This window comes from Anaerotignum sp., assembly GCF_030625865.1.
GTDB lineage: Bacteria > Bacillota > Clostridia > Lachnospirales > Anaerotignaceae > Chakrabartyella.
In genome coordinates this window covers 35,850-55,846 of the sequence record NZ_DAOUQB010000008.1, presented here as the reverse complement: position 1 = coordinate 55,846, position 19,997 = coordinate 35,850, and the positions used below count along the sequence as shown (strand labels likewise).

23 protein-coding genes are annotated in these 19,997 nt (G+C 39.1%); 10 read left to right on the top strand and 13 right to left on the bottom strand.

What is annotated here, in order from left to right:
* Positions 1-146 precede the first annotated feature (146 nt).
* Both P9Q65_RS03875 and P9Q65_RS03870 read left to right on the top strand, forming a co-directional pair.
* Positions 147-473 (top strand): DUF6809 family protein, encoded by a 327-nt coding sequence (locus tag P9Q65_RS03875; protein ID WP_304507970.1) that lies wholly within the window; start codon positions 147-149, stop codon positions 471-473.
* Positions 457-1,011 carry a DUF6550 family protein gene (locus P9Q65_RS03870; RefSeq protein WP_304507968.1) on the top strand — a complete coding sequence of 185 codons (555 nt, stop codon included), beginning with the start codon at positions 457-459 and terminating at the stop codon, positions 1,009-1,011. The genes P9Q65_RS03875 and P9Q65_RS03870 overlap by 17 nt, the downstream gene beginning before the upstream one ends.
* A 43-nt stretch (positions 1,012-1,054) precedes the next feature.
* Here the strand turns inward: P9Q65_RS03870 and P9Q65_RS03865 are convergent, their stop codons facing one another.
* Positions 1,055-2,167, bottom strand: a complete 1,113-nt coding sequence (locus P9Q65_RS03865; protein WP_304507967.1) for a DUF6076 domain-containing protein — start codon at positions 2,165-2,167, stop codon at positions 1,055-1,057.
* A gap of 293 nt (positions 2,168-2,460) precedes the next feature.
* Here P9Q65_RS03865 and P9Q65_RS03860 point away from each other — a divergent pair, with 293 nt between their 5' ends.
* From P9Q65_RS03860 to P9Q65_RS03835, 6 genes are all read left to right on the top strand, one after another.
* A complete protein-coding gene (locus P9Q65_RS03860) occupies positions 2,461-3,576 on the top strand; it encodes an AAA family ATPase (RefSeq protein WP_304507965.1) in 1,116 nt (371 codons plus the stop codon).
* 393 nt (positions 3,577-3,969) lie between these two features.
* Positions 3,970-4,371: a ribbon-helix-helix domain-containing protein gene (locus P9Q65_RS03855; RefSeq protein WP_304507963.1), complete on the top strand. Its 402-nt coding sequence runs from the start codon at positions 3,970-3,972 to the stop codon at positions 4,369-4,371.
* A gap of 34 nt (positions 4,372-4,405) precedes the next feature.
* Positions 4,406-4,870, top strand: coding sequence for a CopG family ribbon-helix-helix protein (locus P9Q65_RS03850; protein ID WP_304507961.1), 465 nt, complete (start codon positions 4,406-4,408; stop codon positions 4,868-4,870).
* Positions 4,857-5,054 (top strand): hypothetical protein, encoded by a 198-nt coding sequence (locus tag P9Q65_RS03845; protein WP_304507960.1) that lies wholly within the window; start codon positions 4,857-4,859, stop codon positions 5,052-5,054. Before P9Q65_RS03850 ends, P9Q65_RS03845 begins: the two co-directional genes overlap by 14 nt.
* A 99-nt stretch (positions 5,055-5,153) precedes the next feature.
* A complete protein-coding gene (locus P9Q65_RS03840; protein WP_304507958.1) occupies positions 5,154-6,833 on the top strand; it encodes a recombinase family protein in 1,680 nt (559 codons plus the stop codon).
* A gap of 175 nt (positions 6,834-7,008) precedes the next feature.
* On the top strand, positions 7,009-7,176 hold the full coding sequence (locus tag P9Q65_RS03835; RefSeq protein WP_304507956.1) for a hypothetical protein: 168 nt from the start codon (positions 7,009-7,011) through the stop codon (positions 7,174-7,176).
* Positions 7,177-8,035: 859 nt separating this feature from the next.
* Here P9Q65_RS03835 and P9Q65_RS03830 read toward each other — a convergent pair.
* The 5 genes from P9Q65_RS03830 to P9Q65_RS03810 all read right to left on the bottom strand — a co-directional run bounded on the left by P9Q65_RS03830 (position 8,036) and on the right by P9Q65_RS03810 (position 11,772).
* On the bottom strand, positions 8,036-8,227 hold the full coding sequence (locus P9Q65_RS03830; RefSeq protein WP_304507955.1) for a hypothetical protein: 192 nt from the start codon (positions 8,225-8,227) through the stop codon (positions 8,036-8,038).
* A gap of 64 nt (positions 8,228-8,291) precedes the next feature.
* Positions 8,292-9,698 (bottom strand): ABC transporter ATP-binding protein, encoded by a 1,407-nt coding sequence (locus P9Q65_RS03825; protein WP_304507954.1) that lies wholly within the window; start codon positions 9,696-9,698, stop codon positions 8,292-8,294.
* Positions 9,699-9,710: 12 nt separating this feature from the next.
* Positions 9,711-10,400 carry an energy-coupling factor transporter transmembrane component T gene (locus tag P9Q65_RS03820; RefSeq protein ID WP_304507953.1) on the bottom strand — a complete coding sequence of 230 codons (690 nt, stop codon included), beginning with the start codon at positions 10,398-10,400 and terminating at the stop codon, positions 9,711-9,713.
* Positions 10,400-10,993 carry an MptD family putative ECF transporter S component gene (locus P9Q65_RS03815; RefSeq protein WP_304507951.1) on the bottom strand — a complete coding sequence of 198 codons (594 nt, stop codon included), beginning with the start codon at positions 10,991-10,993 and terminating at the stop codon, positions 10,400-10,402. Before P9Q65_RS03815 ends, P9Q65_RS03820 begins: the two co-directional genes overlap by 1 nt.
* Positions 10,994-11,130: 137 nt before the next feature.
* Positions 11,131-11,772, bottom strand: a complete 642-nt coding sequence (locus P9Q65_RS03810; protein ID WP_304507950.1) for a TetR/AcrR family transcriptional regulator — start codon at positions 11,770-11,772, stop codon at positions 11,131-11,133.
* A gap of 238 nt (positions 11,773-12,010) precedes the next feature.
* On the opposite strand from P9Q65_RS03810, the gene P9Q65_RS13380 reads away from it, so the two are divergent.
* Positions 12,011-12,133: a helix-turn-helix domain-containing protein gene (locus tag P9Q65_RS13380; protein WP_442870833.1), complete on the top strand. Its 123-nt coding sequence runs from the start codon at positions 12,011-12,013 to the stop codon at positions 12,131-12,133.
* 134 nt (positions 12,134-12,267) lie between these two features.
* Positions 12,268-12,549, top strand: coding sequence for a recombinase family protein (locus P9Q65_RS03805; protein ID WP_304507948.1), 282 nt, complete (start codon positions 12,268-12,270; stop codon positions 12,547-12,549).
* A gap of 355 nt (positions 12,550-12,904) precedes the next feature.
* Here P9Q65_RS03805 and P9Q65_RS03800 read toward each other — a convergent pair whose 3' ends face one another.
* The 7 genes from P9Q65_RS03800 to P9Q65_RS03770 all read right to left on the bottom strand — a co-directional run bounded on the left by P9Q65_RS03800 (position 12,905) and on the right by P9Q65_RS03770 (position 19,741).
* Positions 12,905-13,345 (bottom strand): hypothetical protein, encoded by a 441-nt coding sequence (locus tag P9Q65_RS03800; protein ID WP_304507947.1) that lies wholly within the window; start codon positions 13,343-13,345, stop codon positions 12,905-12,907.
* 4 nt (positions 13,346-13,349) lie between these two features.
* On the bottom strand, positions 13,350-14,408 hold the full coding sequence (locus tag P9Q65_RS03795; RefSeq protein ID WP_304507946.1) for a recombinase family protein: 1,059 nt from the start codon (positions 14,406-14,408) through the stop codon (positions 13,350-13,352).
* Positions 14,409-15,318: 910 nt separating this feature from the next.
* Positions 15,319-15,957 (bottom strand): ATP-binding cassette domain-containing protein, encoded by a 639-nt coding sequence (locus P9Q65_RS03790; protein ID WP_304507944.1) that lies wholly within the window; start codon positions 15,955-15,957, stop codon positions 15,319-15,321.
* A 16-nt stretch (positions 15,958-15,973) separates the two neighbouring features.
* Positions 15,974-17,359 (bottom strand): ABC transporter permease, encoded by a 1,386-nt coding sequence (locus P9Q65_RS03785; protein WP_304507942.1) that lies wholly within the window; start codon positions 17,357-17,359, stop codon positions 15,974-15,976.
* Between the two features lie 138 nt (positions 17,360-17,497).
* On the bottom strand, positions 17,498-18,619 hold the full coding sequence (locus P9Q65_RS03780; RefSeq protein ID WP_304507940.1) for a sensor histidine kinase: 1,122 nt from the start codon (positions 18,617-18,619) through the stop codon (positions 17,498-17,500).
* Complete coding sequence (locus P9Q65_RS03775) at positions 18,616-19,281, bottom strand: response regulator transcription factor (protein WP_304507938.1); 666 nt, start codon at positions 19,279-19,281, stop codon at positions 18,616-18,618. The genes P9Q65_RS03780 and P9Q65_RS03775 overlap by 4 nt, the downstream gene beginning before the upstream one ends.
* Positions 19,282-19,513: 232 nt before the next feature.
* Positions 19,514-19,741 (bottom strand): TetR family transcriptional regulator, encoded by a 228-nt coding sequence (locus P9Q65_RS03770; RefSeq protein ID WP_304507937.1) that lies wholly within the window; start codon positions 19,739-19,741, stop codon positions 19,514-19,516.
* Positions 19,742-19,997 lie beyond the last annotated feature (256 nt).

Below are 19,997 nucleotides of genomic sequence, written 5' to 3'. Positions count from 1 at the left end.
TTCTCACACAAGCAATCTGTCGTTTTGTCGCTTTAGAAATTTAAAGCTTGATGGATACGGATATTTGAAAGTTCTAATTATAATATTTCAGTAGCTATTAACAATTCTTTGTGATATCCTTTGTAACTAACAAAGGAGGTGCTACAATGCCAAAACGATTAGACGATCTATACCACTGCTTTTATAAGCCACAAGAGTTGACAGAGTTAAAATCTTCGATTGAAGAAAATCATAAGTTACTGATTGAAAATCTCTCTGAGGGAGATAGAAAAATGGTTCTTAGGATTATTGATGCTGAAGAAATGATTTGCAACTATCAAAGCAAGGCAAGTTTCATACAAGGATTTATGCTTGGTGTAGAGCTTATAACAGAATTACAAAATTATTATGACCATAGTTGTGAGAAAAGAAATCTCAATGACCATGGTCATTTTTTTATGCCAAAAGGAGAGCATGATGAAAAAGAAAACTAAAGTTAAAATAACTTCTACAACTATCTTGATTATTGCTTCTCTGCCAATGGCAGCACTGCAAACCCCCAAACAATATGCGAATTCCATTGGAATTTGTCCTGAGTCCGAGTTCGTAAAAATCCATAGAGATAATCCCTCATCCTCACAGGTACACAACACTGTTGGGGAAGAAATACCTCATATTAAAAATCGAATTGCGAATTCAAAACAACCATCTCTCGAATTACCATCCACGCAACCGGCAGAAAACGAAGAATCAAACGTACCTCCGCCAGCTACCACACAAACTGCTACTAATTGGACTAAATCAACACTCACTGAGCTATCCAATCCTAAAATGGGTGACACACGAGTTATTGAAGGTCAAAAACAAGTTTACTTCTTAGGATTCGGTTGGATAGACGACGATGACGAGCCAAATGAGAGCATCTACTGCGATGATATGTATGAGAATGGCGATAAAATCGGAAGTATGGGTGGTGCAATCATCGGTGAGAGTGATGGTGACATTAATAAAATGGTGGGAGTAATGGACTGATGTTAAGCAAATATGGGTGCCTTGAAACATGGCACCCATACAATCAAAACTTTTTCATTATCTCCTTAAATTCAAAATCAGACAGTTCTCCTCGCATATTTTGTTCCATATAAGAAATCGCTTGTGCCACTTGCTTGTTCCATTCATCAATGGATAGCTTGCCACGATTCTTTCTTGTTTTCAATCGGTTATAAACCTTAGCGTACTCCTGCTGTGCCGGGGTACGCTTTTCTTTTTTCTGTGTTTCTTTAATATGGGCGCCAATATCCCGACAAGTTTTTGTATCACCTTCTTTTTTCTGGTTGGGTGCAACATTTGCACAATAACAAGTGTTATGCCCGGAAAGCAACAAAAAGTATTTACCGCAGTTATGACATTGGCGGGGACAATGCCCTTTCATTAACCCTCGAAAGAAATCTAAGTGCAAAAATCCGCCCATGCTTTTAAAAACAATGCGCTCAGCGATCAAATATTGTTTTTTGTTATCGGGGTTGTGCATAGGAGCATATTCTATGCCTACTTCTCTTGCTTGAGAAAAATCAAAGCTTGGCAAAGGTGGCAAGGTTATACGGATTTCATTTAAAAGCTTTGTATTTGCGAAAAAGCTGTAAACTCCAACAGCGTAATGCTCTTCATTACGTTTTTTTAGTTTTTCAAAATAGAGTTCAAGCATTGCCGAAATATACTGTTTAAAGGCTATGGTTTCATCAATAATAGAAATCAGCTTAAAAATTAAGTAATTTAGAACCTGACCCTGATGGCTTTCTCTATTTGTTAATATCAGAAATTCATTTGGCTGAACATTAAAAATATCTATAAGCATGGAGTGACCGAAGTCTTTATCAATTAAATAATGAAATGGTGGTAAAGCAAGTACCAAGTCTAAAACCTTGTTTAACTTGTTCTGTATTTCAGTAACATTTGCAAGGTCTTTATTTATGTTTGGATTAAATAATGTTTGGGTAGCCAAAGCAAGTTCATTGCGACTGTTATTCATCTGGGTTAAATAGTCATCGCTTAAATTTAAAATATCGGTCGTGCACTGTCCCAAAGGAATTTTAATCTTATCTATTAATATTTGGTTTTGCCAAAACATCAAGGTGAATTCTTGGATGGTATTTATTTTTTCGTTTGTTCTCTTTGTTCCATCAATCATATATTTCGCTTCCTTTGTATCAGATGAATTTTTCAGTTGTACCTGACCTTATGGTACAAGCCTAAAAGATATTGAAAAGTTATTTTAATCTGTTACCATTATTGTATCAGATAAATTTTAAAATATCAATCAGTGACTTTTGAACCTTGAAAAGTAAATGAACCGGCTAAAGATGATATGTTTGCAACGACCTTGAAAAAGTGAGCAGGCAATACGATGGGGTGAGATTCCCGGTCAGGAACTACTTTAGAACAGACGGTCAAAAATTAATTTATATTTAGGAGGCGTTAGAAATGTCAAAAAAATTGGAAACCATAGATGCCGAAACCTTAATGACCACTCCGCTCCAACAACTGAGATTTATTGTAGAAGGGCTGATTCCACAAGGACTGCATATTTTAGCGGGCTCACCGAAAATCGGTAAGAGTTGGTTATCTCTATGGATTTGTTTACAGGTTGCGAAAGGTGAAAAAATCTGGGAGTTTGAAACACTGAAAAGTGAGGTTTTGTATCTCTGTCTTGAAGACAGCTTTGCTCGAATCCAAAATAGACTGTTTGAAATTACTGATGATGCACCGCACACTTTGCACTTTGCAATTATGAGCGACACCATCGGCAACGGCTTAGAAAATCAGATTGAAAACTTCATTAAAGAATATCCTGAAACAGGTTTAATCGTAATTGATACTCTGCAAAAAGTTCGAAGCAATATTTCTACAAATGTAAATCTATACGCAGCCGACTATGATGATATCAATGCTCTAAAACAAATAGCTGATAAATATAAAATTGCAATCGTTTTAGTTCACCACCTAAGAAAAACTGGTGACACCGATCCACTGAACATGATTTCCGGAACAAGTGGAATTGCTGGCGGAGCTGATACTAACTTCATCTTGCAGAAAGAAAAAAGAATTGAAAACCGAGGGATACTCATATGTACAGGCCGTGACATTGAACAGCGAGAATTGTTTTTAGAATTTAACAAAGATACTTTTCTTTGGGAACTGCGTCAACCCATTGAAGTGGAGCAGAAAAAAGTTGATGAGGTGATTATTCTTCTCTCTGAATTTATGAAGTCGGTTAAAGGTTTTACTGGTACAGCAACAGAGTTAGCAGAGAAGCTAAAAGAATATGAAGGAACAGAATTTACGCCAGCAATTCTAAAAAAGAAAATTATTAAGCATATGAGCTATTTATTGGAAAACGGCATCAGTTATTCAGAAAACAGAACCTTTGAAAGGCGAGAATTTACACTTTCTTATGACGGTAAAAGTGAAAATGACGGTATGACGGTTGAAAACCTCCCCATAAATTTACCGTCTTTGCCGTCAGCACTGTCAGTGAGAAGCAATTCTGCCAACGTTGCCCCCTGTTCGCCCCTGTGTGCCATTGTAACAAGGAGGTAGAGTAATACTGCCAAAGCTATAGTTTGAGAGCAAATTTGACAAGGTGTGCCAATGTTTTAGATGAGGGGATGTTTCATAGCATTATCTAAAAGATTCCCATCTTAGGACTGTGCTCAAGATGTTCTCAAAACGGTAGGTGAACCCACCACTCGATAAAGTTGCAGGATAAAGCGGCGGTGTCGCCGCAGTCACAGCGGAGGGCAATGCCCACCGCAAAGTCCCACCGTTAGGGGATTTGTGGGAGGTAACGGGATGATATTAAACCCCGCCGTATTTCCGACTTTGGTGTCATAATCGAGTTTGAATGTGATGATAAAACCTCGATAAACCCCAGTACACAGCGTTTCCACAAGCACAGGTAGTGGTGTCAAGAAGAAAAGGGAGATGTAGCAGATGAAAAGCGAAAAAGTAAAAACAACCATTTATATGGACAAAGACTTACAGGAACAGCTTGAAAAATTCAGTGAAACCTACGGCTATAAATCTAAAAACGAGTTTATAATTGAGGCACTTAAAGATCACATTGCAACTAAAACTTTGGAAAACGAAAGCGATATTTTTGCTGAAAAGCTGGCGGATGCAATTCAAAAGCAAACAGATACTCTATCCAAAAGAGTTTCGAAAGGTCTCTATCGCTATGCGGTGGAACTCTCAATGATTATGCACATCTTAGCGGCACAAATCGAATTAGATGATGAAACAATAAAAATTTTAAGAGGAAGAGCCATGCGCGAGGTTAAAGGCTTGCGTGGTAAACTCTGCCTTGAAGCAATTGCGGATCACAAAATGGAATAGATAATCCCTACTATAAAGAAAGGGTTGATGGCTAATGGCTAGACTAAATATTAATATAAACAGCGAACTGCTTGAAGATATGGACTATCACTTAGGAAAAGAAAAATGCAAAAGTCGCAGTGAGTTTATTGAAAAAGCGTTACAGTTTTACATAGGATATCTTGAAACAGGCAACAGCAAGGAGTATCTAAATAAATCTGTAGCGGCGGGCGTAAGACAAGGAATAAATGATATTGAGAAACAAACGATGCCCAATATTTTTAGACTTTCGGTGGAACTATCCATGCTTATGAATGTTCTTGCCTCTGCTATTGATGTAACTCCGGAGCAGTTAAAAAGACTTCGCACTGATTGTGTAAAGGCAATTTATGCAACAAAAAGGCGGTGCAGTTTCGAAAATGCTGTTAAATATCAGAACGGCTATCCGTTAAATGATGATTTTTTTGAGAATTTCAGTGGGAAGATTGAGCTGGAGGAGGATGAGTATGATTTTAAATAAAGATTCAATGCGTGTGAATGCTACCGAGATTAGAGGAGTTAATTATGTTACCTTTAGTTTTTTTGAGGGTGAGGATTTAGTGTTTGATCATATTGGTAAGCTGATAGAAAACTCCTTTGAAACAGCAGACACGGACGAAATTACGAACGGTTTTTCAGTAGATAATGCTATAGCTATTGCATAGCAATTAGGATATATTATTACTGTCATAAACCGCTTCGTTATTATAAGGTAGGTTTACATTTAATATGTAAACAAATCTGCCATGAGAAAGGGGTAAACTATGCTAGCGAAGCAAGATAAATATATGGCTGCACTTTATTGCAGGCTCAGTCAAGATGATGGGCAAGTTGGCGAAAGTGGCAGTATACAAACACAAAAAACATTGCTTACAAGTTATGCAAAGGCAAACGGATATGAAATTTTTGACTGCTTCTGTGACGATGGCTTCAGCGGAACTAATTTTGAGCGGCCTGCATTTAAGCGAATGATAAAGGCAATTGACGATGGAAAGGTCAACATGGTAATAGTTAAAGACCTCTCCCGATTTGGTAGAGAATACGCTCAAATGGGTCTGTACATCGAACATTACTTTGAGGAAAAGAGCGTACGATTTATGGCACTGGGAGAAAATATTGACACCCTAAATGGTGTGGATAATATTTTAATGCCAATTACTAATGTTATAAATTCTATGTATGTTCGTGACTGTTCACGCAAAACTAAGGTAGGTCATCGCACCAGAGCAATGGATGGTAAATACCTTGGTAGTCATGCACCTTTTGGTTACTTAAAAGATCCTAGCGATCGTCACCATTTAATTGTAGATACTGAAGCGGCTGAAGTGGTAAGAGAAATCTTTAAAATGTTCAGCGAAGGTATCGGCTATGTTCGTATCACGAAGATTCTCCGAGAACGTAATATCTTAAATCCTCAGGCATACTTCAACCGAAACAATCCCGATTTTTATAAGAGTGATTACTGGAGACAGCCCTTTGATTGGCATGCAACCTCCATCCGTTCCATTATCTCAAACCCCGTATATTTAGGACATATCGTGTTTGGCAGAACTAAAATTAAAGGATTCTATGATAAAACACGAGTTAAAACAGGAGAGGAAGACTGGATTCTGGTGGAGAATATGCACGAGCCACTCATCACCCAGCAAACATGGGATACTGTGCAAAAGTTAATGCAGTCTAGACGCCGGGAAACAGTTGCTAAAGAAGAAATTCAATATTTTGCCGGGCTAGTAAAATGCTCAGATTGTGGTTCTTCTCTGAATGTTTCCTACGACAGGCACAAGGGCAAATACACTGGTTTTTCCTGCTGGGTTTATAAAAACTACGGTAAACAGCGTTGTACATCCCATGCTATCGGTTGGAAAACGTTGAATCAGCTTGTACTTGAGGATATTCAACGTAATGCTCAAATTGCAAAGAAAGCTTCACAAAAATATATGGAGGGTCTAATTGCCCTTAAAACTGAAAAGCAAAAGAAAGAAGTTGCCAAGTATAGACGTGAACTTACTTCCATAGAGAAGCGATTAAGTGAATTGGATAAGATTTTAAATAAGCTCTATGAGGATAACGCATTGGATAAAATCAGCGATGAGCGGTATGCAACCATGTCAAAAGATTATGAAAATGAACAGGAACGATTACAAGAGCAAAGTAAATTGCTCCTCTCTGAGATTGAAAAAGCCGACGAAATATTTACAAATGCTGAAAACTTTGTTAAACTAATAGAAAGTTATACAGATGTAAAAGAACTTAATACGAAGATACTCAACGAATTAATCGACCGTATTGTAGTGCATGAGAAAACTGAAAACTCAGATGGTAGCAAATGCCAGAGGGTGGATATTTACTATAAGTTTGTCGGATACATCTCACTTGGAGAAATGAAACAGGCAGTTAAGTTAGAAAAATCGAACGATGCTGAAGGTAAAAGAACAGCGTGAAATAGTCGCCCTTAAAAACAACCATGGGTTGTCAGTTCGATTCTGACCAGTAGCTTCAAATGTTTTGTCGAAAGATGTCGATATGTTTATATCGACATCTTTCTTGTTTTTGTTCTATACTTGTCATAGTGTATTTTATAAAATTATGATTTAAAAAAGTTGAAAGGAGAACGTTATGCCAAACATTAAGTACATTGGAAATGGGCCGGATAATGGCAAAGTTCATATCAAGGAATCCAGTCACAAAACTGGGTGCGGGGCTATTATTGACGATAATCCGGAAGACTGGGTGGAAACAACAGAAACTGTTACTTGTGAAAAAAGAGGCTGTGGTCACAATTAGTTTCACGTTTATTTAATCTAATGGAGTAAAGTAAGAAGCCTGTAAACATATGTGTTCGCAGACTTTTTTGCTTTGCCTCTAAAACTCAGCTATACAACAAGAGTGGGACAGTTCGTGTACCAGAGAAAACACGCCCCCCTTAAATGACCTTGGGTAACAAATGCAAGAAAATGTACCATTTCACTCATGGAAAAAAATCTCTATAAACTTTACGGGCTTTGAGGGATGATATAGATATTCAGGCATAAAGAATGACCCACCAAAGTGCTTTTTTTTATTTGGCGGGTATTCAGGAACTATAGTTTTATTTTGCTCCATTCCTTTGATTTGATATGATTTATTACTAATAACGTGCTCAATTCGGTAAGACCCTTCTGAGCGCTTTCTTGACTGACACTGATTTGTATAAGGAGTTCTGATAAAACGCAGTGTTTCTCATATATTCCCTTTGCGACTTCTTTTCCCATAGGAGTCAATCAAAGATATTCATTTTGATCCTTTTTCAGAAAACCCCACCTTCCAAGTGTAGAAACAGCGTGTCTAATCCTGGCGTTTGAATAACCTGTCTAATCCACAAGATTTATGCAGCAGCAACTTTCACCTTCGTAAAATGAATTATGTGAATTTCCAACCTTTAGAGGCCTGTTGAATGGATGCAAACCTCTCGTAAACTCCATTTTGGAGGTGGTAAAATTTGGTCAGTAAGCTGCAAATTTACTTTTCCTGCTACCAGATGGGCCGACAATCGCAGTGTTTTGCGGATACTTTCTAAAATAGTGCAGGCAGCTGTATGAGAAAGTGATGTTGCGATTCTATAGCTTACGATTCTTATCAGATATTTGGTAATACAAAAACCATTTTATATAAGTACAGCGTGCCAATCGACATTTTTTTCAATGAACCGTTTTATAATTTGATAAACTCCCAAGTAGGGTGCAAGGCATCCTGTTGCACTGAGAACTGCACAAAATACAGATACACTCAGTTTTCCTGTACATTCAGATGCAAAGCTGAAAAGCACTTTCCACCGGGGGTTTTCTTTCTGTTTCACGACAACATCTCCGAAAAAAAACGACTAATCTTGTTAGCCGCTTTTTTAAATGCGAAGACTGTTTTTAATTGACCTCGGTTATTTCTCCATCTGCAAGTCGGAGGATTCTTGAGCACGATTCCTGAACCAATTCTTTATCATGTGTTATGATAAAAACAATTTTGTTTTCAGCCAGCTTTTTCACCATTCGGCTTACCACCAGCATATTCGTATAATCCAATCCGCTGGTTGGTTCATCAAACACAATAATGTCCCGATCCGATAGGAAGGCAACTGCTATTGCTAATCTTTGCATCTGACCTCCCGAAAGGGTCATGGGATGCTTGTCCATCAACGGTTTTAAGTCAAGCTCCGTCAATATTTCTGTTATTTTATCATCAGGTACGGTATGATTGAGAAGCTGAAATTCCTGCTTTACACTTTCTGCAAAAAGCTGATGTACCACATCCTGCATAATCATATAGCATAGACTGCGGCGTTGCTTATGGTTATAAGTCTTATTTTGATAAGTAACGGTTCCGCCCGATTCTTTTATTAGTCCGCATAAACAGCGCATAAAGGTGGATTTTCCGGTTCCATTTGTCCCGGTAACAGCAATAACATCTCCCTTAGCTGCAGAAAATGTTGCCCGGTGTACAACCGGTTCGTTTCTATAACAACAGGTAAGGTTTGCAATCGTAAGAAGAGCCTCTGAGGGCTTTGGCTTCTTGTTTTGCCAAACAGCCATATCAATGGGATAAAATGTTCTGAGTCCCAATTCACGCCTTTGGGTATCTGAGATATTTTTAAATTCCTTATTTGAATAAACAAACTCAATATTACCGTCCTTCAAATATACGGCTTGATCCAGCAGATCCATTAGATAGTATAATCTGTGCTCTGCTATGAGAATGGTCTTTCCCCGTTTCTTCAGCTTGAAAAGGATCTGACGAATACGCTCAATTCCCTGTTCATCAATATTTGCAGAGGGTTCATCGAAAACATAAATCTGCGGATCGGCTGCATAAACCGAAGCAACTGCCAAAGATTGTTTTTCTCCGCCGGAAAGCTCGAACACTCCTCTGTTTAGTAACCCTTCAATTTCAAGCTCCTGTACCACTTTGCTAACTCTTGTTCTGATTTTGACCGGATCAGTCCCCATATTCTCTAAACCAAAAGCCAGTTCACTGTCCGTATCCAGATTAAAAAACTGTGTTTTGGGATTTTGAAAGATGGAACCTACGCGTTCTGCAATCTGATAGGTTTTCAAATTACGAGTATCCTGCTGAGAAAGAAGCACCTTGCCGTTGTACTTACCTTCTGCGAAATGAGGAATTAATCCGTTGATCAGCTTTGTCATCGTTGTTTTTCCGCATCCGCTCTTTCCGCAGAGCAAGATAAATTCTCCGGGCTGTATGGCAAGGGTAATATGAGAAAGCTGTTCTTTTTTTTGTTGTTTATATGCAAATGATACATCATCTATTTGAATCATTGTCATCCCCCCTTATAGGAACATTTTTGTAATTGTCCAGCCAAGAAGACTGATAGAAGCCACTATCATAAAAATATCAAGGCTTCTCAGACGAATATCTATGGCACAGGTTTTGGGAACTGGGTTATCAATTCCACGTGCTGTGATTGCCTGACTTAATTCATCGGCAGTATTCGATGCAGTGATCATGAGGGGCACATATATGTATTCCAGTTTTTTTGCAATTCCTTTTACATCTCTCATTTTCATTGCATTGGAAATAGCCTGCCGCTCTTCAGAAAGTGCCGGAAAATAACGAACGGTAATTGTCAGCGGGATAATTAAAGTTTGGGGAATGTGCAGTTTTTGTAGCGTAAACATCAACAAACGAATGGAAGTCGTTTGTACCAAAATTTCCCCCGCTAAAAAGCAGGGAAGGAGCTTGCGGAATGTAACAGCTACAATGTTAAAATTGGCGGCAATCATATTTGGGAGAATTGGCAACAACCCATACTTAACGGCGCTTAACGTTATGTAAATGATTATCCCTTTCAGCGCAGTTTTTGGGATGCCAAGCCCAACCGCTATCAGCATCAGTACTACCAAAATCGAAGCTTCTGCCAGATAACTGGTGTTGGTAAAAATAAAGCTGCTGACAGCAATAAGCAAGAGCATTTTTGTTCGTGGGTCTAAAGAGATAACCCCTTTTGGAATTGCGCCCATTAAATAATGCCTGCCTTTTCGAAATGCTTTTTGAAGAGAACTTTGCCAATAAAGCCTCCAATCAATCCACCTACAAAAGCAACTGCAATAAATCCAAACAGGGAACCGACTGAAATCATCTTTTGCATATTGGCGACGTAAGTAGGATCCATACCCATTTTGATGATGGAATCAACATAACTATTTTGAAACAGCCACATAGGAAGCGGAGAACCCATAAATCCGGAAGCAAGGATTCCGCAAGATACCAAAGCACTCTTTGTGGTTTGATATCCTAATGCTCCGCGCGCAATTTCAGCGACAATACCGGCAATTGCAAAGGATAAAATAATCGTCCATGTGCATTCCCCAATGGCAAAATAGATAATACCATTAATCAGTGCAACCAAAAGAGCGGTTCCCTTTTTGGGTACCTTCGCCACCAGTAACATATAAATTGATCCGCATACCACACCGCATATTGCAGGCCATAAGAGCCAAATAATCGGTGAGGCCATGGATGGTACCATGAAGATGAATGAAAGGATCATGTAGATAGCTGAAAACACACCTATGTTTACCAAATCTTTTACCTTTAAACTTTTTTCTTCCATGTTAATTTCTCCTTGAAAATATATTTTCCAATAGTTCTGATGCAGCCGCATAAAACTAGGTGGAAGCAGTAAGTAAACAATTTTAGTTAGTGTTAACTAACTAATAAAACAGAGAAAATCGGGTTTCTGCCCGATTTTTAAAATAAAAGATGATTCAGTTTTTGTGGATTCATAATTTTTTCCCAGCCGAAATTCATCGCATCAGCCATTAAATCTATGAACGTAAGCGCTTTTTCATAAGGATAACTGTGCGTGATAATCTCAAACAGCGGGGTCAGTGCTGTACTGTATAAAATGTGAAGCTGTTCATCATTAAATTTCTGAATGGGAATTCCTTGTTGTTGTAATGCTTCGATCAAACGTTTTGCACCGCTTACTTCTAACATTACTAAATCGTGCCGGATTGTTTCATACTTTGTACCAGAAGAACGATTAAACATCAGCTGAAATTCATCAAAGTGATGATAAATATAGTCCAGCACTTCACGGTTGCTATTATCGGAAGCCATCCGAAACAAATCGAAATTTCGATTTGCAATCTGCTGGATAGCAATATTTGTTAACGCTATATCGCGCCTAAAATATTCTTTTAAAGTTGGCTCAACCAGTGCCTCAAACATCGCTTCCTTTGTGGGGAAATGCTTGTATAATCCTCCTGCTGTAATCCCAGCCTGAGCCGCAATTTTTCGCATAGATGCTTTCTCAAAACCTTGCTCCAAGAATTCTTTTTTTGCGCTTGTTACAATTTTTTTATGTGTATCTGTTTTATTACGTGGCATAATGAACTCCATCAAAATAAGATTACAGTGTTTACTAACAATATATCAGACTCAAACTTGATTGTCAAGTCTTATACTTATGTTGCTGCTGGTGCACAAACCTGCTCAACCCCCTTATTTTTTCCTTACTGGAAATGAGAGGCATTTTTCTGACTTCTCTTTTGTTGGAAAGGAGTGTGTTCGTAAATATGAAATGAGGGAATTTTTTTGCCGTACAAAATCAGATTTTTGATTTTGATTGTCACCAATTGCATTTTTTGTGTACTGCTATTTCTGCAAATGCAGAAACAAGAAAAACGGATGCTATCCTAGCAAGCAGACCATCGCATCAGCTTTTTTAAAGGAGAAATTACTGTTTTGATAAGGTTGGAAACCTTATCTTCACTCTTGTGAAGCATCCAAAGAGGTCGAGATTCCGTCCGAATCTTTAGTGGATAATGGTATAGCGATCAATGAAGATTGATGAGATCCTGTCGTGCTAAAGGAGGTGCGACTATGGCACAAACAAACACAGTGATCTACTGCGGCCTTAGTCCAGAGAATGATGGAGAATTCGCCGAGGGGGTAGGCTATGTCCGTATAACAAAAATCCTGCGGGAGAGGCGAATTCTCAACCCGCAGGCCTATTTTAATCAGAATAAACAGGACTATTTCCAGAGCGAATACTGGCGAAAACCCTCTGATTGGCATGCTACTTCCATATGCTCCATCATCAATAATCCGGTATATCTTGGCAAAGCGGTGTTGGAGCGCCGCCACACAGAGGGATTTCTTTGATAAGAGAGAGAATCGTGGATGTTCCAGATTAGAACTGGATAGTGGGAGACAACACCCATGAGCTGAGTATCTCGCAGGAAGCGTGGGATACGGTGATCAGATTATGAAAAGTAGGCGCAAGAGAAAACAGCAGCGGAGAGGTTCAGATGTTTGCTGGATTGGTGAAATGCTCCGACGGTGGTTCTTCCCTGAACGCTTCGTACAGCAAGCCGTAAGGAAAGTATATCGGCTTTTCTTGCTGGGTTTACAAGAACTATGGAAAAGAACGCTGTATTTCACATGCCATTGGTTGGGTTACTATGAATCAGCTGGTACTGGAAGATATTTACCGCCATTCTCAATCAAATTCGGTTGTTTATTTTTTTGCCGGGGCAGATCCCGGTTTTAAAAATGGAGGCAATTCCTTAGCGGCGTTCAAATTAAACACCATAGCTTTAGCCTCTGCATACCAAATTCCCGTAATGTGATAACGGTTTTTCTGTTGCCATTGTTCACCCATGACACCACGTATCATTCTACGGATAGCACTGAAAGATGTGGCAATGGCCTTCTTTTGCTCGCCCTTTGGCTTAGAAAAACGTATAGAATGTTCATTGTCCGCTTTGCAGGCCTTGATAGCAAATGCCTTATTTTTGACATCAATCATGGGGGTTATGTACTGAGGATAACCCATATCTTCAATGCACTTGAGGGTAAATGTGATGCCATTTTGCGTGATATGTACATCGGGAGTGCCAGTTACGGAAACATCAATAACCTCGAAACAAAAATCTTCAAAATTCATTTGATCAAACATTTTATCAATTCCTTTCATGTAATAATTTTTCAAGCACCTGAGCAACTTCTTTTTTGTTCCAGCTTGGATTAATATAAACAAATCCTTGCAAAGCGCCAGTTTTCACTCGTCTGACAAATATACCGATATCTGGTTTCGCATTCAGCTTTTTTGAAAAACGACGGGATTTTAGAAGATTTTGTACTGCCAGCCATCTGTCTTTCGGTATGATGGCTGGAATACCACCCTTTAAAAGATATTGAGGCCTCTGACCTGTGTTCCTCATCTTTTTGTGGGTAAAACAATCTACGGTAAATGTTTTTTGCATCAAAACATCACCGCAGTACTTCTCATTTTTTAAAATACGAAGAATGGTACTGCTTTTCCACACGGGGTTTCCCAGCACAGTAGGAATGCGGGCATCTGTAAGAGACTGCGCAATTTCACGAGCATTAGATCCATCCATATAGTTGTCATAAATATAGCGTATAATATTTGCTTCTTCTTCAACGATCACAACCTGTCCAAAAGAATCTTTGTCAAAACCGAGAAGATTGTGCGTAGAAATAATGGGAATACCTTTTTTAAAACGTTCGATAATAGACCATGTGATTGCAGCACTTTTCTGCTCGCTCTCACCTTGAGCTACCAAACTCATAACCCCCAGAGTAAATTCGTTTTTACTTTCAAGGGTATTGAGGTTTTCAGTTTCAAATAGGACACCCACAGGTGGACTTAACATTTTGAGCAGCCTGACTACATCAAGACAATCTCGTGTGTTACGTGCAAAACGGTTTACGCCCTTGGTAATAATGAAGTCTATTTTCCCGGAACGGCAATCTTCAATCATGCGCAGAAACTGCATACGTCTGTGCATAGAAGTTGCAGAAACGCCTTCATCCGCATAGATTCCAGCCAACTCCCATTTCGGGTTTTGTTCAATCACCTCCTTGTAATGCTGCACCTGTAGTTCAAAACTCCCGGCCTGAGCTTCTTCATAGGTGCTGACACGGCAGTAGGCGGCAACACGCAGTATGGTGTTATCATCTGTCAAATTTGATTCCGTAGCCGGGATAACCTCCACACTTGCTGCATTGGAAAAAGCCTGCTGAATGCGCTCTTTCTTTTGCTGCCGCTTACTTTCGGTTTGTGCAGACTTCTTCCAGTAAGTAATTTTGCCTGTCTCTAATTTTTTTCTTATATAACCACCTCCTCTTCAACAGCATGATATGGATACTTGTAAATTCGCCTTACAAGTAAATCCTGAAAAAGACTGCAGACGCAAAAAGCCGAACCTTTGCAAATAGGCTTGGCTTTACACATAGTTTAGCATGATATAGTGGGCTGTTCCATTCTCCAATGGGGGTATTCCGAAAGTTATTTCAGATCAATTGATACTGAGTACTGGTGCAACGGCTGTATCACATGTCATGACTTCAGCAATATATAAAACGGTACTTTAACGAAGAGGGCAAGCGCAATTTTCAGATGCAGTGAAAGATGACTACAATTGTCAATGCTGTTTCCTCGGATATTCAATGAATGACCGCCGTTTCCTCATGGTTCTCACATAGCCCGCTGGGGAGACAGTCTTGATAAAAGAGGGGAAAGGTGCAAACGGATTATGTCTTTGCTATTTTCCAAACGCGTATTTTACCTCATGCAGGAGAACAGATTTCTTTAGGGATTATGAAACCAGATAAGGACGCTCTATCAAAACACAGATTCCGATGTGAAATATCAGATTGAGTGTAAACTGGAAAACTATCTGATTCACTTAAATACATACGTTTAACGGTAAAAACAGATACCGAAAAGGCGATTCAGTAATAATTTAGTCTGTCTTTTCTACAAAAAGATAAAGCAACCCACCAAAATTACGGCTTTAGAGGGTTGCTTTAGAAAATTGAGGTATGGAGAATTCCTACTAAATCACGGTTTTTTATTTGGTCGGCGATACTAAATTTGATTTAGAAGTGAAGGTACACAGTAAGTCAGGTTTGCTCAGTTATTTGTATGTTTTTGTGTTTCAATTTCAAGATAACATCTGCCTGCCGTGCAACATTGTTAGAGTGGGTTACTACAACCACACATTTTTGAAGTTGATGGGCGCTTTCCTTAAGGAGTGTGGTGATTTCAGCCGCCGTATCTTCATCCAGATTTCCTGTAGGTTCATCGGCTAGTATGATTGCCGCGTCGGAAGCCAGCGCACGGGCAATGGCAACCCTTTGCTGTTGACCTCCGGATAGCTTCAAAATATTGCGCTTGATTTCTGCTGTTGTCAAGCCCAGCCGCTCCAAAATCGGTGCTGCGTCTTGTCGTGCAGTAAGCTTGGTATTTTCAACGGGTGTCATGTAGTCAATAAGGTTATAGTTCTGAAATATCAGAGCTACATGATTGCGCCGATGATAGGCTAGTCCCCGCTTGCCAATATCTTCCCCGTCAAAAAGGACTTCTCCCCTTGTAGGAACATCAAGACCGCCAAGTAATGAAAGCAATGTAGTTTTGCCGGAACCCGAAGGACCAAGTATAGCGTACAACTTACCTATTTCCAGTTCTGCTGTTACATCACTCAATATTTTTGTTTTTTTATCGTAGGTGTAAGAAACACCTTTCATTTCTAAAATAGCCATTTCAATATCACCTTTCTTAGCTCATTTTTGATAAGATTTCTCGTGGCTTCAAGCGCATAATTGTTGCACCGGAAATACCAACCGAGAGAATAATAACGGCAAAGCCAATGAAACAAAGCTGAATCAGGCTGTCGATGTCAACTGATACATGGATGCTTTCCGCCTTCGGCGTTTGCGCTAGAGCATCAGTACCGCCTGCACCTTCAGGAACTGCTGCCGTCACTTTATTATCATCCGAAGAAATTTCATTCTGGACGGTGTTTTGTGTATTCTTTTGTAACAGGCCATTGCAGACATCGTTGGCAATGATATTACTTGTAAAAAATGAAAATCCAAAAGCTAATACTGCGATCAGAAGCACTTCAACAAAATATTGTCCCAGTATAGATGCTTTTCCGATTCCTACAGCCAGGAGCACCCCTGTTTCATGGATACGGTTTTTAGCCCACATAGTCAAAATAAGCGACAGGATAATGGCACTTACAACAACAGTTACAATCAACATTGTTACCACCAAGCCATTCAGTTTTTCCAGTGGGGCGGCAGCTTGCATATATGTTTGATTGTCTGCGCTGAGAGAAAACGCTTTCCAATCTATATCAGAGAGGTTTTTGACCTGTTCCATAATCCTTTCCAGCTCAGCAGGATCTGTGGCTTTGAATGTCACTGTATCAAAGCCAGCTGTTCTATCGGGAGACAGTTGTTGCAGGGTATTGAGGTCAAAAAAGATTTTGTTTTTCAGCTTGTCATAAGATGTTACCTGCGCAAGTATACTATCGTCGCTTTTCATTTCAAACAAGCCGATAATTTTCACGTCAACAGAATTATCAGATTGCAAAGTCAGTGTATTTCCAATAGAAAGACCGTTCCGTATGGCTAATTCTTTGCTGATGATTGCAACGTGACTGTCTGTGCCACCGATGTGTTTGCCTTCAATAAGTTTTATTTGTCCGGAAGTGAAATAGCTATTATTTTGGGAATTCCCGACAATCATTGTGTTTGCCATGCTTTTGAATGCATTTTCAATGGGAATATTACCGGGAATAAAATCAACATCATCGACAGAAAGCAAAAGTTCGGATGTTGCATCATTGCTTTCAATCCCCGGAACATTCATAATTGAGGAAATGACCTTCTGGGTAATGGGCATTTCTGAATACATAATTATGCCGTCGTCTACTGGCTCTGTTTTGAAATAAGGGTTATCTTCTGAATAGCTGACGTTTACTTGAAATTCACCGCCAAGGGCTTTCCGCAAATCCTCCTGTGTGTTTTCCGATGCCTTTCCAATCGCAAGCCCCGTTAAAACAAAAGATGACATGATCAGCAGGATGACAAGAAGCAGGATGCTTTTCCCACGTTTTCGGGTGACATATAGCATCGCTCGTTTTACAAAGTTCATAATCGTTACCTCCAGTTCGTTAATTTGTTTTGTTGAACATAGTAACAGGATAACGTCTGCATATGGAGCGTATATGAAACGTAGATGGAATCACATAAAAAAGCACTCCGATTTCTCGGAGTGCTTACTTAGCGTTGTTCAAAGCTCAATGGTGAAACGCATTCCATACGGTTTCTGCATGGGACAGAAGGTATATGGGATGTTCATAGCATGTAACAGTGTATCCACAATGTATAATCCAAGTCCATTGCCGCCGTTATCCCGGTCACGTGCAAAGTCGGGGCGATAAAAAGGTTCAAAAAGGTGTTTGAGGTCTTTTTCCGGAATAGGGATACATTCGTTTTCAATGATAATTCTGTGATTGTCTAAATATACTGCTACCATTTTCCCTCGTTCAGTATAAGAAACAGCATTTGCAAGCACATTCGATACAGCTTTACAGAATAGCTTTGAGGGAAGGATGGTAGTGAAATTCTCCGATAGTTCAACATGAAATACTATCCCATGCGCCTTTGTGATTAACTGATAAGGTTCACACAAAGGCAGCAACAATTCTGATATATTTATTTCTGTGGTGGGTTCATTTTCCACGGACAAGCCAGCTTTTGAAGATTCAATAATTTCATGTATCATATCTGAAATCTGCTCAACCATTTCTTTACACTCCGGCAAATAGGTTTCATAATCCTTATATTTGCCGACACCGAGTATCATGTTCTCAAGTGTAGCGTTAAGGGCTGTTACAGGCGTTTTCAGTTCATGCGAAGCTGCTCTTAGAAAATTAACTTTTGACTGCTCACTTTCGCTTACCCGTTGTTTTTCGATCTCGAGATTTTCAATGGTGGATAGGAGATTTTGGTATAAGCAATTAATATTATTTGCCAAGATCCCTATTTCATCCTGAGAATGTACCATACAGGCCGCCGATTTATCCATCTGTGCCATGCGTTTTGTTACCTTGGAAATCTGCCGAATGGGTATGGTTGTATCTCTGGAAAAAAGCAGAGAGCAGCCGATAGAAAGCAAAATGCAGCAGATAAGAGAAATAGGCAACGCACGTTGCACCGTTTGGGTTACAAATTGTGTAGGGTCTATAACAGTACTAATTATAATGTAAGATGTCATGTTGTTAATTGGTGCAGTCTCCATTGCCATTTTGGGAGCGAGAATAAAAAGCAGAGCATGGGCAACAATCACGATAAATAACATTAGCACCAAAGTATAGGCAAAGGTTTTTGGGAAAATTTTTAATCGTTTCATTTTTTTACCTCGTATTTATAACCTACCCCTTTGACCGTTACGATGCAGTCCAACCGAAGTTTCTTGCGAATATTCTTGATGTAGGTGTCAATTGTCCTATCAATGATGGGGTAGTCATAACCCCACAAATCATCAAGTATTTGCGCCCTCGTCAGCACCAGCCCGCTATGCTTCACAAGGAGTCGGAGTAATTCTATCTCTTTTGGGGTAATATCAATTTTTCCGTTTTGATCATTTGCTGTGTATCCGGCGAAATCCACTATAACGTTGCCAAAGCTAACTACGGACGGGGATGGACTTTTCCCTGCTCGGCGCAGAAGTGCAGTAATCCGTTTGCCAAGTAAAACCATTGAGAAGGGCTTTGTCATATAATCGTCCGCCTGCTCGTCGAAACTTATGATTTGTGTATATTCATCTTCAACGGCGGTCAACATAAGTACAGGTATATTTTTGCTTTGTCTGATTTTATGTAATACTGAAATGCCTGTAATCTTCGGAAGCATAATATCCAAAACAACCAAATCAAACTGCGTATGACCCAAGACGGTAAGGGCTTGTTGTCCGTCATAGGCAGGAATTGCTTCATGCTTTGCCGAGCGCAGATATTCGCAAACCGCTTCATTGGTTTTTTTATCATCTTCAACTATTAATAGTTTTGCCAATATTAGGAACCTCCTTCATTGTTAATGTGTAGATAATTTTAATTTAACAGTATGGAATCTGTATGAAATCGTCCAATCTTTTATATAATCTTTTAGTCTGTCATCTGCTGGTTTTTTGGCATTGTTTGGAACTGTCCATGCATGATCGAAACGAATAAAATTATGAGAATAAATTTTTAAAATGATAAAAGCAGATACCGAAAAGACAATTCAGTTAATCATTTTAGATACTTTACCGATAACAAGCGGTTGTGGTTTCAGCAAGAACAGTTCCAACTGCGATACTTAATAAAGTGTCCTTTGAAACAAAGGGATAGTTTATGAAACCAACTTCTACTTTTGTTCGTTCCGCAATTTGCCGTACCGTTATTTTGTCTATATCTGAGACGTCGCTCAAAATTTCTATAGCTAACTTTATTATGGGAACCCTTGCATCTTTTTTGTTATGATTTATTTCCATATCTCCTAATTTCATCTAAAGCGAAAAGTATAGCAGACTGAATAAATTCTGAACATGTCAATTTATTACAATATCATAATTTTGTTAATAAACTGCATTTTTTTGGAACATAAAGAATTTCAATTAAATTATGCATTTGTTCTCTCCCTATAAAAAGGCAATTGTATGAAGATAATAAAGTTGATTTGCAAAGTTTTGAAATAGCATTGTTGGGTAGAATAGAAAGAAAAATTGCTGTTTATGATAAAAACACGAA